The organism is Acinetobacter sp. PW68 (assembly GCF_020982655.1).
Taxonomy (GTDB): domain Bacteria; phylum Pseudomonadota; class Gammaproteobacteria; order Pseudomonadales; family Moraxellaceae; genus Acinetobacter; species Acinetobacter towneri_A.
Genome location: NZ_JAHZSX010000001.1, coordinates 1706963 through 1724401, shown reverse-complemented (window position 1 = coordinate 1724401; position 17439 = coordinate 1706963). Strand labels below are relative to the sequence as shown.

15 protein-coding genes are annotated in these 17439 nt (G+C 38.5%); 9 read left to right on the top strand and 6 right to left on the bottom strand.

Annotated features, from left to right (window positions below; genetic code table 11):
* Positions 1–58 precede the first annotated feature (58 nt).
* Both K1T76_RS08260 and K1T76_RS08255 read left to right on the top strand, forming a co-directional pair.
* The gene (locus K1T76_RS08260) at positions 59–1762 is read left to right on the top strand and encodes a M61 family metallopeptidase (RefSeq protein WP_230245122.1); all 1704 of its coding nucleotides are present in this window, start codon (positions 59–61) and stop codon (positions 1760–1762) included.
* Between the two features lie 113 nt (positions 1763–1875).
* Positions 1876–2817 carry a PDDEXK-like family protein gene (locus tag K1T76_RS08255; RefSeq protein ID WP_230245121.1) on the top strand — a complete coding sequence of 314 codons (942 nt, stop codon included), beginning with the start codon at positions 1876–1878 and terminating at the stop codon, positions 2815–2817.
* Here K1T76_RS08255 and K1T76_RS08250 read toward each other — a convergent pair.
* Positions 2752–3777: an IS30-like element ISAba125 family transposase gene (locus K1T76_RS08250; RefSeq protein ID WP_005103961.1), complete on the bottom strand. Its 1026-nt coding sequence runs from the start codon at positions 3775–3777 to the stop codon at positions 2752–2754. The genes K1T76_RS08255 and K1T76_RS08250 overlap by 66 nt on opposite strands.
* Before the next feature lie 100 nt (positions 3778–3877).
* Between K1T76_RS08250 and K1T76_RS08245 the strand changes: the two genes are divergently transcribed.
* Entirely contained in the window at positions 3878–4192 is a 315-nt protein-coding gene (locus tag K1T76_RS08245) for a hypothetical protein (RefSeq protein ID WP_230245120.1), read from the top strand.
* Between the two features lie 47 nt (positions 4193–4239).
* Here the strand turns inward: K1T76_RS08245 and K1T76_RS08240 are convergent, their stop codons facing one another.
* The gene (locus tag K1T76_RS08240; RefSeq protein WP_019836684.1) at positions 4240–5025 is read right to left on the bottom strand and encodes an rRNA large subunit pseudouridine synthase E; all 786 of its coding nucleotides are present in this window, start codon (positions 5023–5025) and stop codon (positions 4240–4242) included.
* A 245-nt stretch (positions 5026–5270) separates the two neighbouring features.
* On the opposite strand from K1T76_RS08240, the gene K1T76_RS08235 reads away from it, so the two are divergent.
* The 3 genes from K1T76_RS08235 (at position 5271) to K1T76_RS08225 (ending at position 9840) form a co-directional block, all read left to right on the top strand.
* Entirely contained in the window at positions 5271–5831 is a 561-nt protein-coding gene (locus tag K1T76_RS08235) for a M23 family metallopeptidase (RefSeq protein ID WP_026438049.1), read from the top strand.
* A 104-nt stretch (positions 5832–5935) separates the two neighbouring features.
* The gene (locus K1T76_RS08230; protein ID WP_019836686.1) at positions 5936–6757 is read left to right on the top strand and encodes a PhzF family phenazine biosynthesis protein; all 822 of its coding nucleotides are present in this window, start codon (positions 5936–5938) and stop codon (positions 6755–6757) included.
* A 290-nt stretch (positions 6758–7047) separates the two neighbouring features.
* Entirely contained in the window at positions 7048–9840 is a 2793-nt protein-coding gene (locus K1T76_RS08225) for a M16 family metallopeptidase (RefSeq protein WP_230245119.1), read from the top strand.
* Positions 9841–9943: 103 nt separating this feature from the next.
* On the opposite strand, the gene K1T76_RS08220 is transcribed toward K1T76_RS08225, so the two are convergent.
* The gene (locus tag K1T76_RS08220; protein WP_230245118.1) at positions 9944–11008 is read right to left on the bottom strand and encodes an amidohydrolase family protein; all 1065 of its coding nucleotides are present in this window, start codon (positions 11006–11008) and stop codon (positions 9944–9946) included.
* A 136-nt stretch (positions 11009–11144) separates the two neighbouring features.
* Complete coding sequence (locus K1T76_RS08215; protein WP_019836689.1) at positions 11145–11546, bottom strand: DUF3144 domain-containing protein; 402 nt, start codon at positions 11544–11546, stop codon at positions 11145–11147.
* A gap of 108 nt (positions 11547–11654) precedes the next feature.
* Here K1T76_RS08215 and K1T76_RS08210 point away from each other — a divergent pair, with 108 nt between their 5' ends.
* The gene (locus K1T76_RS08210; protein WP_019836690.1) at positions 11655–12287 is read left to right on the top strand and encodes a hypothetical protein; all 633 of its coding nucleotides are present in this window, start codon (positions 11655–11657) and stop codon (positions 12285–12287) included.
* A 105-nt stretch (positions 12288–12392) separates the two neighbouring features.
* Here the strand turns inward: K1T76_RS08210 and K1T76_RS08205 are convergent, their stop codons facing one another.
* Positions 12393–13859 carry a CYTH and CHAD domain-containing protein gene (locus K1T76_RS08205; protein WP_019836691.1) on the bottom strand — a complete coding sequence of 489 codons (1467 nt, stop codon included), beginning with the start codon at positions 13857–13859 and terminating at the stop codon, positions 12393–12395.
* A 204-nt stretch (positions 13860–14063) separates the two neighbouring features.
* Positions 14064–15530, bottom strand: a complete 1467-nt coding sequence (locus K1T76_RS08200) for a CYTH domain-containing protein (RefSeq protein WP_230245117.1) — start codon at positions 15528–15530, stop codon at positions 14064–14066.
* Positions 15531–15771: 241 nt separating this feature from the next.
* Between K1T76_RS08200 and K1T76_RS08195 the strand changes: the two genes are divergently transcribed.
* Together K1T76_RS08195 and thiE are read left to right on the top strand one after the other, a co-directional pair.
* A complete protein-coding gene (locus K1T76_RS08195) occupies positions 15772–16155 on the top strand; it encodes a DUF962 domain-containing protein (protein WP_230245116.1) in 384 nt (127 codons plus the stop codon).
* 635 nt (positions 16156–16790) lie between these two features.
* A complete protein-coding gene (gene thiE / locus K1T76_RS08190) occupies positions 16791–17411 on the top strand; it encodes a thiamine phosphate synthase (RefSeq protein ID WP_230245115.1) in 621 nt (206 codons plus the stop codon).
* The last annotated feature ends 28 nt before the right edge of the window (positions 17412–17439 follow it).

Here is a 17439-nt window from a genome sequence, read left to right as displayed (position 1 = left end):
CTAAAAAAATGTTAAGCTTGTGGCCAAGTTCTTATTTATACATTTTGTATTGCCCATTATGTTGCATTATCAAATCGAATTTGACGATTATCGTCAGCATCTTATGCATGTCACCGTGCGTTTTTTGGCTAATCCTACTCAGGTTTTATCATTACCCACTTGGATTCCAGGCAGTTATTTAATTCGTGAATTTTCAAAACATATCGAGTCGGTGCGTGCTTATGATGAGGCAGGGCGCATTCTCAAAATTCAGAAATTTGAAAAGAATAAATGGCGTTTGTTCAATACCGATCATGAATTGATTACGGTGGAATATGATGTATATGCCTATGATTTGTCAGTGCGTGGCGCTTATGTCGATCAGACCCGTTTATATGTCAATCCTGCCTGTGCCTGTTTGGGCTTAGATGGACAAGAAGACAAAGCCATTGAAGTTGAAATATTTTTACCAGATGAGCTGAAGCATTTTCAGCTTGCAACAGGTTTGACTGCAAAAAGTTTGGTAAAAGGGCGTTATACCTTAAAAGCCAAAAACTATGCCGAATTGATTGATGCACCGTTTGAATTGGCAGAACAAACTCGTTTTAGTTTTACCGCAGCAGATATTCCACATGAATTTGTGGTTTCGGGTAAACATGCAATGAATGCTGCACGTATGCAGCAAGATATTGAAAAAATTTGTGCCACACAAATTGCTATGTTTGGTTCTGCGCCATTTGCAAACTATACCTTTATGACCATGGCAACAGGCAATAGCTATGGTGGCTTAGAACATCCGAACAGTACCAGTTTAATTACACCGCGTGATGATTTACCGAAAGCTAACGAGCCTGAACAACCCTCTAAAGATTATCAGCGCTTTTTAGGTCTGTGCAGCCATGAGTATTTTCACAGTTGGTTGGTGAAATTCATTCGTCCTGAAAATTTTGTGAATTATGACCTGAATCAGGAAGGCTATACCTCACTATTGTGGATTTTTGAAGGCTTTACGTCTTATTACGATGATCTGTTATTGCTACGCAGCGGTGTGATAGATCAAGCGGCTTATTTGGAGCTGCTCAAAGCTCAGATTGATCGTTATTTGCAAAACCCGGGTCGTGCGATTCAAACGGTGGCAGAATCCAGTTTTGATGCTTGGGTTAAGTTCTATCGTCAAGATGAAAACTCGAACAATGCAGGAACCAGCTACTATAATAAAGGCTGTTTGGTGGCTTTATGTTTAGATTTGGGCTTGCGCTTACGTGGTTCAAGCTTAGATGCCTTAATGCAGAAATTGTATGCCAATGCGCAACAGGGCATTCAAGTGCATGAGCGCACTATCTTTGAATTATGTAAAGAATTGACAGGAGATGATTGGTCGGAGCAAATCCATCATTTAATTAACACGACTGATGAATTGCCGCTCGATCAGTTATTGCCTGAATTTGGCGTTGATTATCAGCTAAAACAGGATAAGTCTTTGCCGTTTGGTTTAAAATTGGCAGATAAACCTGAAGGGGTGTTGGTACAAGCTGCCCATCGTGAGGGTTCAGCGGTAAAAGCGGGGCTTTCTGCGCATGATGTGATTATTGCGATTGATGGTTTAAAAGCTACGGTAAAATCCCTTGAGCGATATGCCAAACAGGATGCAATTTATACTGTTCATGCTTTCCGCCGTGATGAGTTGATGGCTTTTGAGCTAAATGCTGCGCAGATTGAATTGCCAGAAGTGGTATTAAATGTTACAGATCAGGCAAAAGTAGAGCAGTGGTTGAAAGGCTGATCATAAAAATGTAAACCGATGCTTTTGCATCGGTTTACTTTTAATAAAAATATTAAGAAAGTAACTAAGTGTAATGCTTAAGAGGGACCAAGGCTTAAATTATGAGAAATGAGGTGGAATATCAGTTAAAAGAGCTGATATTAGATGATGACTTCAATAGTTTGCAGAATTTAGTAAATGAAGAAGTCAATCTTATGGAAATTTTAAGAGTTTCACACAGAGAATTACAGCATTCAAATTTTTTAGCATGGCTGTTTGATCCTGCAGAAACTCATAAATTAGGAGATTTTGTATTAAAAGAGTTTATAAAATTATATTTTAAAGAAAATGAATTTCAAAATTTAGGTAATGAGTCAGGTTTATCTGTTTTTGATTTTGTTCACTTAGATTTTGATGACCTCGTAATTCATAGGGAAATGCAAAATATAGATTTATTGTTTTTATCTAAAAAGAATGAATTTTGTATGATGATTGAAAATAAAATATACTCTGGAGAAGGAAAAGGTCAGCTTAGAAAATATAGAAATATTATTGAAACAAGTTATCCTGATTATAAACATAAGATTTATATTTATTTGTCTTTGGAAGATCAAAATATTAATGATCAGGATTCAAAACATTATGTTCAGTTAAATTATGGTCATATTAGTAAGCTGATTGAACAAAAAATCCTAAAACAATCAGCTAATTTGGCTGAAAAAACCAAATTTGTTCTTGAGCAATATTTACAGACGTTAAAATCTATGTTGAATGAAAATAAAGAAATTGAAGATATCGCAAAAAAACTCTATAAGAGATATAAGTCTGCTTTCGATTTAGTTTTTAAATATAGTACCCCAAATGATACAAGTGAAATTGGAAATATTTTACGTGAACTTATCGAGCAAGAGAAGTTATTGTTACCTTATAACAGTAATAAAACTTATGTCCGCTTTCAACCAATATTTTTGCATAAAAATATTGAGAAATTAAAGGATAAAGGGGCGAATTCAAACATGAGGTGCGACAGTTTCAAAAGCCTTATGATAATCAACAAGCTGAGCAAATTTCTCTAATGGTGTAAGCCAATCTAACGCTTTTCTAGGGCGAGTATTCAGTGACATGGCAACTTGATTTAAATAATGCTGATCTGCCTGGTTTAAATCAATCCCTTTAGGTAAATACTGCCTAATTAAACCATTCATATTTTCGCATGTGCCTTTCTGCCATGGCGAATGTGGGTCACAGAAATATACATCTATGCCTAAATCTTCTTCGAGAATTTTATGTTCTGACATCTCACGTCCACGGTCATAGGTCAATGTTTTACGCAGTTCTGCGGGTAAATATTTCAGAGCTTCAGTTAAAGCCTTGCGCACTGATTCTGCCTTTGCATCAGGTAATGTTGCCAAGATACAGAGCCGTGTATTTCGTTCAATAAGTGTTGCTATCGAACTTTTATTGTCTTTACCTTTAATTAAATCGGCTTCCCAATGACCCGGTATTTTTCTTTCTTGAACTTCGGCTGGGCGCTCATGAATAGTTTTAATATCCTGTAATATAGAATCTTTTTTAGGTTCACCGTTAGCTTTTCGCTTTTTATTTTCATGACGCAGACAGGATAGTAAGTCTTTTTTCAGCTCACCCTTTGGTAATGCTCGTATAGTTGAATAAATCGTTGTATGGCTTACATTCATTGTTTGATCCAAATCAGGAAATCTCTTTAAACGCTTTGCTATTTGCTGAGGAGACCATAAACAACGGATCGCTTCAACAATAAATTTCCAGAGGATTGAATCGATTTTGAGTTTTCTATGACCACGTCTACGTCTAGCGAAGGTGTTATCAGAAGCATATTGAGCTTGATAAACGTCATTGATGCTATTTCTTTTAAGTTCACGATAGATCGTACTAGGATGTCTTTTAATAAGTTCAGCAAATTTTCTGGGTGAAAAGCCTTCTTTTCTTGACTCAAGCATTAATGCAGTACGATCTTCAAAGTTAAGATGATGGTATGACAATTTTATATACTCCATAAACCCTTTAAATTAATTAGGTGGTTTATGTCGCACTTCAAGTTTTACTCTGCCAGGTCTATTTCCAAAGCATGGAAATTTAGAAAATAATACTATTTATTTGTATGAGTTCAATATAAGAAATCATGTTGTTAATTTTGATTTAAAAATTGGAGCAGGTGAACAAGAAGTTCGTGAAAGGCTTTTTGAAATATACCGCAAACATAAAAGTTTTTTTAATCGTGTTGACAAGAATTTACAGCCTAAATGGCATCAGTCATTTCAGAAATTAATTTTGTCTGAAAATGATATTGGTGATTTTATAGAAAGTGGGGATACAGAAAAATTGAGAAAAATTCTGACTGAAAAGTTTCGTGAACTTATAGAGCAGGATTTACCAAAGTATATTCAAATACTAGAGTCTGAACTCCTTTAAAATAATGGAATAAGCCCACCATAATGAGTGAGCTTATTCCTTTTTATTTAACGCGCCCGACGTCCACGGCTTTTGGTATTAGGACGTGTGGTACCATTGGTCTTACGACGTGGTTTTTCACTTTCTTCCATTTGCCAAATACGTGGCGTACCTGATTTTTTCTTAGGCGTACCATCTTTATTTTTCTTTTGATGGATTGGCTTGCCACCCGTACCACCAGGTTTTTTCACATAAGAACGCGAGCGATACGGTTCAGCAGCGGGCACATCTTTAAAATCAGGATACAACAACGGTTCAATTTCTTTGGTTTCACCGGGTTGTAAACCCAACTGCACTAAATCAATTGAACCAATTTTGGTACGAATTAAACGCAAAGTTGGAAAACCAACCGCAGCCGTCATACGACGTACTTGGCGGTTGCGACCTTCACAAATTGAAATTTCAATCCACGAAGTAGGTACAGAAGCACGGAAACGTACAGGAGGATCACGCTCCCACAACCATTCAGGCTCATCAACTTTATACGCTTGCGCAGGCAAAGTTATTCCATCTTTCAGTTCCACGCCTTTACGCAATTGTGCTAAGGCATCTTCAGTGACATCACCATCGACTTGAACCAAATAGGTTTTGTATTTTTTATTGGCTGGATTGGTAATAAACTGATTCAAGCCGCCATGATCAGTCAAAAATACCAAGCCTTCCGAATCCATATCTAAACGCCCAGCTAAACGTAAGTCTGGATCATCTACAAAAGCCGACATGGTGAGATGTTTTTCATCTTCACGGAATTGAGAGAGAACGTCATATGGTTTATTTAAGATGACGATTTTCATAAGAAATGCTTCTTTAAATTCAACAAATTGGGAAAATTGAGAGGATTTAAAAGGAAAAACGGGCGATTTCCAATTAAATCGCAAATACAGTGCGTTTGAGATGGGTCTATTATGCGATAAGAATAGGGGAAAGTATTGCTTAAAGACAATTATTTTTTTGTGTGTGCATTAAACTACAGAAACAGACTAGGCATCTATAATGCATAAAATTAAGATAAACGTGTATGAATATAAATTAGGATGTTATGCAACAAGCTCGTTGGTGCTTTATACTAATCTTTAGCTTTTCAATGCTAGCTTTGCTCTGTGCATGTCAGCCACCCGTGTCTGGCGAGTCTGCAGGAATTCAAACCCCGTATTTATATTGGAAATTGCAACAAACTGAACTCACAGTGACTCCACTACAAATTCCAGTGAAAGGTGTGAATATTGCTCAAATACAAGATACCTGGGGTGCAGCACGCAGTGAAGGGCGAAAGCATCAGGGGACTGATATTTTTGCGGTGCGTGGGACAGCCGTCATTGCGGCGACAGATGGCATTGTGCATAAAATTGGTTTAGACCGCTTAGGTGGAAAAGTCATTTGGATTACTGGGCCTGCATTAAGCCAACATTATTATGCACACCTTGATGATTATGCCGAACATATTCATGTGGGAGACTGGGTAGAAGCTGGTGAAGTCATTGGTTTTGTTGGCACGTCAGGCAATGCCCAAAACACGCCGCCACATTTGCATTATGGCATTTATTTACGCGGGCATGGGGCTGTGAATCCTTATCCATATTTACTAGCAAGTTCACGCTAACCTCAGCTCTAATATTTTATAAATATCACATATTTTTAGCATTTATGTTTCAAGCCTATTTATATTAGGTAGCCGTCATTATTTTTAGGACAAACCATTTAATCATGAAAATTTACCAAGTTGATGCTTTCAGCCATGAATTGTTTAAAGGCAATGCCGCCGCCGTGCTTGTGAGTAAAACATGGTTAGCTGATGATTTAATGCAAAATATCGCATTGGAAAATAATCTGTCCGAAACCGCTTTTGTCAAAATGATAGATGCGGAAAACTTTGAAATCCGCTGGTTTACCCCCACAACAGAAGTCGATTTTTGTGGTCATGCAACACTTGCTAGCAGCTTTGTTTTATTTAAGGATTTTACCGAGGCAAAGACAATTCAATTTCATGTGAAAAATCTGGGAATTTTTACAGTTCAGCAACAGCAAGATGGCAAAATTTGCATGAATTTCCCGATACGCGCTGCCCAGGAAGTTGAAGATTATCCCGATATTTTACGCCAAGCTTTGACTAAACCATTTAAAAATGTCTATATCAATGCGCAAGCTTATATTGTGGAATATGAATCGGTACAAGATGTGCTAGATGAACAGCCGAATCTTGAATTATTAAAACAATTGGGACAATTGCGTACAGCTATCACAGCACAGTCGAGTGTTGATGTAGCGATTACTGCTTCTAAAAATGCACAGTATGACTGCGTATCACGATATTTCGCACCTGCTATGGGCATGGCAGAAGACCCTGTTACAGGTTCAATTCATACTGCAATTGCACCATTTTGGGCAGAAAAATTGCAGCAAACTGAACTTGTGGCTTATCAGGCTTCAGCCCGAGGTGGCGTACTGTATTGCAAAATTTTACCTAATGGTCGTATCGAAATTTCAGGTTATGCACAGCTATATTTGCAGGGCGAAATCATGATTTAAACTAGATACTGCATTAGACTTCTTTCATGCTTTAAAATTGATCAAATGCTTAGTCAAATTTACGATTGATCATTACTTTATTTTTGTCATATTGAGTTTTCATCTTTCTTTATATTGGAAAAAAAGCTGAGATGAGAGTAGTTTGCTCGTTTTGCTTGGTCTAAATCATATATTTTGCAAATTTTTACGGTTGCTTTAATCGCAGCTTGGTATGCTGTTGCGCTCAATTTGAAAATTGCCATTTTCGATGGCAAATCAAAAATAGAATGAAATTAATCGGGAAAAAGAAGTTGCTACGTTTTACAACCCTCACTTTACCTTTATGTGTACTGGCATTCAATGGCGTGGTTTTCGCCCAGCCAGTTTTAGTAAAATCTCAGCAAGAAATACAAGAATATCAACTTGATAATGGCTTAAAAGTCATTTTGGCACCCAATCAAAAAGAAAATAAAGTCTTTATGAATATGGTGTATTTAACGGGTTCATTGAATGATCCCCAAGGCAAAGGTGGTTTGGCACACTTGTTGGAACATTTGGCATTTAAAGGTACAGAAAATGTACCTGCCGAGGAATTTCAGCGCCGTTTAGATCAATATAGTTTAATGCACAATGCCAGCACCGACTATTATTCGACTAAATACACCAACATCATTCGTCCTGAAACTCGCGCAGTCAATGAGATGATTTATCTTGAAGCGGAACGCATGGATAAGTTGGTCATGCAGGAAAAATATGTGCCTGCCGAAATTGCGATTGTAAAGCGTGAACGTGAAGTGCGTATGGATCAACCGTTTTCAGTCTTGATAGATCAGGTGTGGAAATCGGCCTATGGCAATCAGTATTTTGGACGCTTACCGATTGGCGATTTAAACGAGCTACAATCCATTAAAATGCAGGAGTTAAATCAATTTTACCGCACATGGTACGCGCCGAATAATGCTATTTTAGTGATGACAGGCAAGTTTGATCAGGCAGCGGTGTTAAAACAAATTGATCAACATTTTAGTCCAATTGCTGCACGGCAAATTCCCAAACAGGTACAGGTGCCACGATTAGACAGTAATAAAATTCAGCAACGTAATTTTGTGGTGCAAAAGGGCAGTCAACTGGCCAAGTTTAATCTGTATTTAAATGGCAATGACGAAAAGATCAAAACCGCTTTGGTGCTGTCACCTTATTTACATACGTTGCAACCGAGTGGGCATTTGTATCAAACACTGGTAGAAACAGGCAAAAGTACGATGGTGCAGTCCAGCACTTGGTTAGATCAAGATTTTAATTTGGTGCTGATGGGGGCGTTGTATGCGCCCAATCATGACGCTAAGCAAGTACAAGCTGGCTTGAACCAAAGCATCGAACAGGCAAAGAACTTTAATGATGCCGAGTTACAACGTGCGAAAAACTTGATTCAAAATCAGGCAGACAGTGTGATGAATGATGCGGTGGCTTTGGGTGGTCGCTTGAGTGATTATGCTGTGGCGTATCAGGGTGATTGGACACAATATTGGCGTGATTTGAATAGTATTCAACAGTTAAATGCAGATGAACTGAATCAGCGTTTAAAACAGTTTTTCACTGCACAGCATCGGGTCATTGGCGATATTCAACCCACACCTGAAGATCAAAAACAGGCACTCACAGCAAAAAATAATCCAAATGTAGCAAAAACTTTAGACCAGCAAGATGCACCTGTTGCACCTTTGAAAGATGTGCAAAGTTATCAGCAAGAAGTGACAGACTATGTGCAAAAATCTAAACAAGCTTTGATTCAAAATGAAAAAAAGATTCAGCGTGGCAGCTTAAAAAATGGTGCCAAATATGCATTATTTCCAACTGCAACACGGGATGATAAAACTTATGCCACCATTTCGGTGAATTTTGGTACGGCACAATCATTATTTAAGCAGGGCGAAATTTTAGATTTAACCGCGTATTTGCTGCTGCGTGCATCTCAAGAGCATAGCTTGCAAGACATTGCCGATCAGTCAATTGCTGCAGGTGGTTCAGCATTTGCCCAAGCCGATGCCAATGCGATTCATATTCAAATTGTGGCAAAAAAAGAAAAGTTTAATGCTTTTTTTAACTTTGTTTTAGATGTCATGCAAAACCCAAGTTTTGAGCAAAGTCAGTTTGATTTAATTCGATCTCAAAGTTTATCCAGTTTAGAACGACCTTATACCGAGCCTGAAACTGTAGCAGCTTTGACTATGGCGCGTTTAATTGAAATTTACCCGCAAGGCGATTTACGCTATCACTTCGAGCCTGAATTTGCGAAGCAACAATTACAAGCTGCAACTCAAGCGCAGGTGCAGCAGTTATATCGTCAATTTTTTGCTATGAATCATGCGCATATTGCCATTACAGGTGAGTTTGATCCGAAACAAATCAAAAAAACTTTAGTTCAGCGTTTAGGACAATCGCGTAATACGGAAGCCTATCAACGCTTAGATTCAGCCTATACGGCATATCCTGCGAAAAAGTTGCATGTATTAGCAGAACAGCGCGAATTTGGTAGTTATCAAAGTTTATTGACCTTACCTTTGGGCCTGAATCATCCTGACACACCTGCCATGATGGTGCTGAGTTATATTTTGGGCGAATCGCAGTTGTCTTCACGTTTGGCGCAAGAATTACGTGAAAAAAATGCATTGGTTTATGGTTTTAGTAGTGGTTTGAGTTTAAGTGAATTTGAACCATCGGGTGCGCTCAGTATTTCTGCGCAATACAGTGCAGGCAAGTCGGCTCAAGTGTCACAGGCGGTGCATAAAGTGTTGCAGGATTTGCGCCGTGATGGTGTCAGCTTGCAAGAAGTTGAAGCTGCAAAAGCCGATATTTTGAAAAAACGTGTGACTGCATTGGAAGATGAACGCACTATCCACCGTATGTTGGTACCGCAATTAGAACAAGGTCGTGATTTACGCTATCGTGAACGACGTGATCAAGCGTTAGCAAAACTCAGCAAAGCCGATGTAGATGCTGTGATTCAGAAATATTTACGTTTGGAGCATCTGCTTGAAGTCGCCGCCGATCAATATGGTCAAGCCAATCTTGAAGTGCTTCCGTTAAAGCCGCTGTCTAAATAAAGATTCAATTTAATTTTGAGTAGATACAAAAAACGCATCCATTTCGATGCGTTTTTTGTCTTCAAGTTTTACTCTGCCTATCTATGCTCAATTGGCTAAAGCTTTATAAACGATAAAACTGTTTGGCATTATGATGAAACACTTGCTGTAAAGCATTTGGATGATAGGCCGCAACAATATCACTGGTTGCATCAATTAAATTGACTAAAGACGTGCTCACCCGATCCATTGGGAAATTTGAGGCAAACATCAACCGATATATTCCAAAGCTTTGTAAGGCATGCTGAATCAGTGGTGCAGTTAAATCTATAATTTCCTGTTTTGAGGCTTCACGTTTTTGCAAGTGAAATTGATGACCTAAAACAGGCATAAATAACCCTGAAATTTTACTGTAAACATTTGGGCAGTGTGCCAACTCGGCAATATCTTCTTGCCAACGAAATAGAATATTTTCTCGTGCTATTTTGGTCACGCCTGTATGTGTGCCAACTTGCCCGAACAGTCCTGCTGGTGTGCCCAAATGGTCAAGCACAATAGAAGTTTCTGGAAATTGTTTGGCCAATGCCAAGACATCACCCAATTGGGTCGAATACGTCCATGCATCAAAACTTAAATTATATTGCGCCAAAGCTTCAAAACCTTTTAGAAACTTTTTGTTCCGATATAAATGTGGTTCGTCTGCCCAAGCAAAAATCCCGTGATCTTCATGCACGGCTGCCATTTTACGAATTCCGCGAAAATGCGGAGAAGCTTTGTGATGTAATTTGAGAATTTTCTTAAAATTAGAATCGCGCGGGTCAGCAGTGGCGACAATCGCGCCCAAAGCCAAACCATTATTTTTAAAATCCAGACTTTCTATAAATTCGGTTTCACCAACTACGCCTTTGCCTTTATGGTCGTGCCAATTGGCTTCAATATGCACGACTTTTTCAGCCGTATAAAAACCTAAGTCACGGGCATAATGCTCAGGTAAATAGCGCGATGTGACCTGCTCGGTGCGTCCTAAAGTTTCAATGAGTGTTTTTGGTTTTATCATGCGAATGGTTTTATCCAGCAAATTGGGATGCTTGCCCAAAAGCTTAACAGCAAGCCGTGCGCTGTGCGGCGTGTTATAGGGATCCCACTGATGAATATGTGCATCAATAAGTGCAAATCCTAGATTCTGCATAATCATCCTGTTTTTATAACGCTGTTATTTCACTATTCAAAGCCATCACGTTGCAAAAGGGAAGGGTATTGATCGAAAAACTACAAATTGGAAAACTAGCGCATTAAAAAAGCCCCATAGGGCTTTTATGCAGAACTTAATGTTCGTGATCGTGTGAATGATCATGTTTATTGGTATGAAACTCTTCGTTATGACGGAAGCGCAAATAGTTTTCAAACTGTTCGCAGTATTCGTCGTAGTTATCTTCTAGCATCATTTGAAATTGCTGCAAAATATACGACATCACCTGATCTTTGGCATCGCGCATTTCATTGCCATCTTTAAAGTTATTGGCAGCGACCCAAGTATTAAAACGCGCTGTAGCGAACAACATGGCAGCACTGACCTGACCACGAATTTCAGCGGGTTTTACTGTAGAGCCTTTTTCAAAATGACAGAAGCCATTGGCCTGTTTAATAAATTCATCGGCACGTTCAAAAAAAGCCGCATTTAATGCTTCTTCTTCGGTTACATCGGTTGCTTCAATCTTTTGAACCATGAATTGTTCCTAAGCTAAAAATCTGAATGTTTCATTATAGGCAAAGCCTTGCAGAAACAAAACCTTTGCCTTAAGCTAAAAATAGCCTAAGCAAAATTGGAGTGGTTGATGCAAGATGCAATTGCGGTTCAAAGTTTAAAAAGTGACATTGCTTTATTACGTCAAAATATTTGGCCACCCGTACAACTTGCACATGTTGAAGGCTTGCCGATTTATTATGGAACACGCGCAGAAGTGGCAGAATACTATAAGCAATGGACAGGGTTGATTGAACGCGCACAGGATTTATTTCAACCTTTTATGCAAGATGAAGTCATTGATGCCGTGCATTTACCCAGTCATTTGAACTTGCCCTTGTTTTATTTTCATGTCGATCGGATTCGAGTCAATAAAACCCGTGCTAAAGAATCGAAAACTTTTCGGGGAATTGCTAGCCTGATCGAAAAATGCGGGCAATTTGAACCGCAGGAAATTCAAGTCATGCAGCGTTGGTTAGACAGTGATGAAAGTGCAGCACTGGTGGCACATCGTGAGTTTATTGATCTGCGTACTTATGTGTTTCAACATGGACAAAGTGATTACACGCGCACCCGTTTTTATGTGAATGGTATTGTGTTAAGTGTTGAACCGCATTTTGAACTGGTCGATGCGCGCGATAAGCCACGTAAGCAGCGCAGTGACAGTTATCAAGACCCTTTAGCGGATAACCAAACATGGAAAGTGTTTGGTAAATATCGTTAAGCTTTTAGAAAGTGTGCAATATTAAGATTAAATATAAAAAAGCTCAACATGAAATGAATCGGTGTTGAGCTTAAATGTGCTCATTATTTGATGATCACATTTTAACTAAGACCAAAAAGGCTGACTTTCAGCAAACTGCTGTAAATCCTGTTCAATCTGTATGGAAATATGACGCTCTTCAGACGCAATCCATCCCAATACAAACCATGTTTTCGGTTCCGCTTGGGTATGACTTTCGAATAAACCTTGTGCCACCATCAAATCATTAAAATGTCCTAAAGTTTCCTGTAATGGTTTTAGAGTTTTTAAATATGTTTTGACATCATCTTCTGCAAATAAATTGCTCACAAATTCTACGGTATAGCGTAAGCGTTTCACACGCTTACGCGTGCGGTGTTTAGAGTCCACATCTAAGGTTTGGAAATGACCTGCATCATCACAAATTTGTTGATGCAATTTCTGCAAGCGTTTACGTAACACTTTTTTCAATGGTTTTGATTCTGCGTCTGTAACCGCCGCTGAATGTGCAAAACTCATAAGTTGTAACAGTAATAAGGTTGTGCTCGGTGAACGGAAAATTGCATCAATCGCAATATTTTCAGATGCTGTAGGGGGTAGCTCAGTAATAGGTGAGCCTGCGTTTTCAAGTTGTGGAATCAGACTTTCACGCAAAGCATCTTGATCGCGGGTCGAACCTAACTGCTGAAAGAGGGTAGCCAATTGACTTTCCCAATTGTGATTTGCCAGCGCATCATATTCAGCAAAGATTTTTAAGGCGCTGCGTAAACGTCGAATTGCAACACGTGCTTGATGCACATGCCCACTGGCATAATCTTGACTGGCAATCGCAGTTGCATTTGGCAGCAAGTGTGCCAAACAATTCTGAGTAATTTGCGTCAACAACTCATGTATATTTTCGGGGTGTTGCAATTGCAAGGCACTTTGCTGTTGTACAGGAATCATAGTTTCATTGTTATACAGCATATTGCCACGCTGCGATTTACTACGTGTGTCGAGCCATAAATGATATTTTTTAATCCACGGCTGAATATAAGCAATTAAATCTACAATTTCACCTTGTTTCAGTTCAAACTCAACTTCGTAAATTTCAATCGAATTTTTACCTTGGCGGATTTCACCTAAATCAAAAGCAACTTCAATTTGGCTGTTTTTATAATGTGCCAATTGACTGTAGCGTAAAACATCGGTTTCAAACTGCAGAGTTAAATTGACTTCTGAACCATCTAAAGCCTTTTTTAAAATCTTCCGAGCTTGTTTATGATTTTCATAACATGCCAAATCACACAATTCAGGCGCATCATGTCCTAACTCATGTTCAAGCTCAAAGCGTTCATAATGTTGTGGACTAGGGGCTTTTAATGTTTGTCGCCAAATATCGCCCTCTAAACGCTGACGCAGGGCAATGCGTTGCTTGGCTAAGTGCTGGTCAGGACTATCATAATATTTAGCCCATAAACGTTGTTGTTGAACCAGTTTGTTCTTTTTAAATGCTATTTCGAATGCCGCACGATAATTATGTGGAATTTGAAACTTCAACTCTATTTCAGACATCGGGAATTCCCTCGATGAAAAAAGATACGTTCTCTTAACTATAGTGTAAATCCATAAATGAACAAGGAGAGAACTGTGAACAAAAGCTTGAAAAAGAAAATAATTTGTATTCAGTTTTTAATTTAAAACAGCCGAATGAATATTCACAAGGCTGCCGTTGTATTGCAGTATTTTCAGCGTGTGTTTTGAAGATATTAAAGGAACTTATTTTAAGAATTTACGGCTCACCATAAATTGTTCGGTCGCTTCCAATATACGCTGTGCATACACTTCTTGTTTTGCTGTTAGCCAACCCAAAATAAACCAGTCGCTCGCTTCCAATTCAGTTTGTTGAATATATGCGGCAGAAGATGCCAACACTTGATATTCCTGTGCTGCAAGCTGGGCATCATTCAAAGCTTTACTGTATTTCTGCAAATTTTTTACATCATAAATATGCGTCAAAATTGGGAAGCTGAATTTTAGCTCCTGAATACGCAAAGCCAGTTGATCTAAACTTTCAAAATCGTGAATATCACTGTGCTGTAATTGTTCATGTAACTGCTTATATTGCTGTTGCAATGTCTTTTGTGCGGCAGTTTTTAAGTCTAAACCCGAGTGATCGCTCGCGGCTAAACTAAACATCAATAATTCTAAATAGTGATGCACATTTTGCGTTGAACGGACTAAATTGACCAATTTTTCTTGGGCGTATAGGGTATCTTTTTTTAGATTTTCTGCAGTCGTCGGGTTTTGTAAAAACGCGCCGAGTGTGGCTTGCATGTGTTCTAAATGCTGCAAGTGATCAAAATGTTGTTTAAATGCTGCAATTTGCATGGCCCATTTGTCGCCTAATTGCTTCGACCAATCTTTAAATAAGCACAATGTTAGTTGTAAATGCTGCAAAGCAAGCTGTGCCTGATCAAGATGACTTTGCTCGGCAACTTGTGCAGAAATTGCGGCAATATTGGGCAATAAATGCTGTAATTGTTGAGCAATTAACAGGCGTAAATTTTGGTCTGCATGATCTTTTTTACTGAATTGAAATTCTTTGCTTTGAGCCGCAGGGCTGACTTTTTGCTTCACCGAAAGCAAATGTCCAATTTCAGCTTTATTGCGTACATCTAACCATAAATGAAATTTTTTCACCCACTCAAAACTAAAAGCCAGTAATTGCTGAATTGAACCTTGTTTCAGTTCAAATTCAACCTCATGTACTTCAACTTCGGCATCTGCACAACGAATGTGGCCCACATCTAAACTGATTTCAATATCAGTATCTCCAACGCTCATCAGTCGTGAGGTACGTTGAATATCAGTTTCAAACTGTAGTTTTAACTGATCCCAATTTTGCCCCAAAGCTTGATTTAGCAATTGTTGTGCTTCGGGAATGTTTTGATAAATTTGCAGATCAAGTTGTGGTGGGGTATCTGGAGTTTCAATTGGTGCAAGCGGATGGTTATGTTCAAAACTATGAAAATGACTTTGACCTGCCGCTTTTAAAGTTTGTACCCATAGCTCACCTTCTAAACGCAGTCTTAACGCCGTGCCATGCTGAGCCAAGCTGTGTGTAGATGTATCAAAATAGCGTGCTTTTAAAGGAGTTTGGGTCGATTTTTTCGGGTCTAAAGTTTTGAGTAGTGCAGTGCGACGTGCGACTGGAATTTGAAATTTTAATTCAACTTCGACCATGAAAAATATCCTGAACGTAAAGCATGTAGTGCCAAAGCAATGGCAAACAAATTGGTATTATAAATTTGTGAAAATTGCAGAACCAAGGTTTTGCAAAAGTGCGTTTGATTGTAACCAAAATATATCAAGAAGTAAGACTTGACCTTGGCTTTTTAGTGTTTGGTTTTTATTTTGGCTTAGTTTAAAGTGTCGTTGAGCGTAGCAAAAATAATTCAAATTTATAAACATCAGGATGATGAACATGAACGCAGCATTAAAGCCCGAATTTGAGCCAACTCCAGAGCCTAAGTTTGAATCGCCAATTCAGGATTATTCAACATTTTACCGTTTTTATTTAACTGAACACCGCAACATCATGAGTCGTCGTTTGCACGTTGTTGGCAGCAGTATTGGTTTATATTGTGTCAGCAAAGCCATAAGACAGAAAAAAGCCAAATATATACTGTATGGTTTGATGGCAGGCTATGCCTGTGCATGGGTTGGACATTTTATCTTTGAAAAAAATAAACCTGCCAGTTTTAAACAACCTGTGTATAGTTTTATTTCAGATTGGCGGATGTTTGCCGATGTTTTGCGTGGTCATTTAAGTTTACAAGATCGCGCTAAAGATAAAATTCCAAGTTGAATTGAGTGCTTAGTTATACTGTTTAGGCAAAAAGTAAGCGATATGTGATTATTTTCATAAAAAATGTTTAAATAAAATTAATTTTTTGTTGAAATGATAGAGTGGATATTCTAATAATGTGTCATCAAATTGAGTAATAAAAGTTTGTGACTTTCCAAGCCTAGAGTGACCTTTCTCTAGGCTTTTTTTATGCGAAAAATTTCAAGTTGCGTTAAATCAGAAATCATTCATCTTTAAGCAAGAATATATGGTAAGTAGATTACTGAAAGTAAGTTATAAAAATATAGACACATGATCATTTGTCGCACCCCCACATGCGCTCTGGCACAAATGATCATGTGTCTAAATGGGTAACATAAATATGTCGTTATTCGCTGTAGTCACCCATATGGATTTTAAGATCCATATCTTATTGAACTGGTTACAGTTCTTGTTTTGCGCAGTTCAATTAAAGCTAAATCTAGCTTTTAGCGCTATCACTGCAATTTGGTATTTTTAACATTTTGACATAATAAAACCCAAACAAAATAGAAGCTTATTGAGCCCCTATAAGTAAACTTGCTAAGCCTGAGGTTCTGACGTATGTCGCTTGAATATGTAATAATGCAGACCTTGTATTATTTGTGGCTGAGATTATGCGCGGTTTATATCTGATTACCAATGATGATCCTATCGAACTGCTTTTGGCAAAACTAGAAGGGGCGATGGCAACTTATGAAGTCGCGGTGTTGCAATATCGCCGTAAAAATGTGCCTCAAGCTCAGCAGGCATACGAAATCGAATATATGAAATCGATGTGTGATCAATACAAAGTGCCATTTGTGATTAATGATGATCTTGAAACTGCCGTGAAATATGGTGTTGGTGTGCATTTAGGGCAAGAGGATGGCTCTATTGTTGAAGCAGTTGCACGCTTACCTCAAGATGTATTGATTGGTCGTAGTTGTAATAACTCGATTGAATTGGCAAAAAAAGCCATTGCCGATGGTGCAAACTACGTGGCTTTTGGCGCAGTCTATGCAACTGAAACTAAACCAGAGGCAAGTACACTCACATTAGACACACTCACACAGGCGAAGCAACAACTCAATGTACCAATTTGCGCGATTGGCGGTTTAACTGTTGAAAACAGTCAGCCAGTCATTGATGCAGGTGCCGATTTATGTGCAGTGATAAGTGATATATTAGGACGTCCGATGCATACTGTTGCACAGCGTGTTTATGATTGGTCTGCACTTTTCAAAGCAGAAGCTTAAAGCAGAAGCTTAAAGCAGACAGCTAATT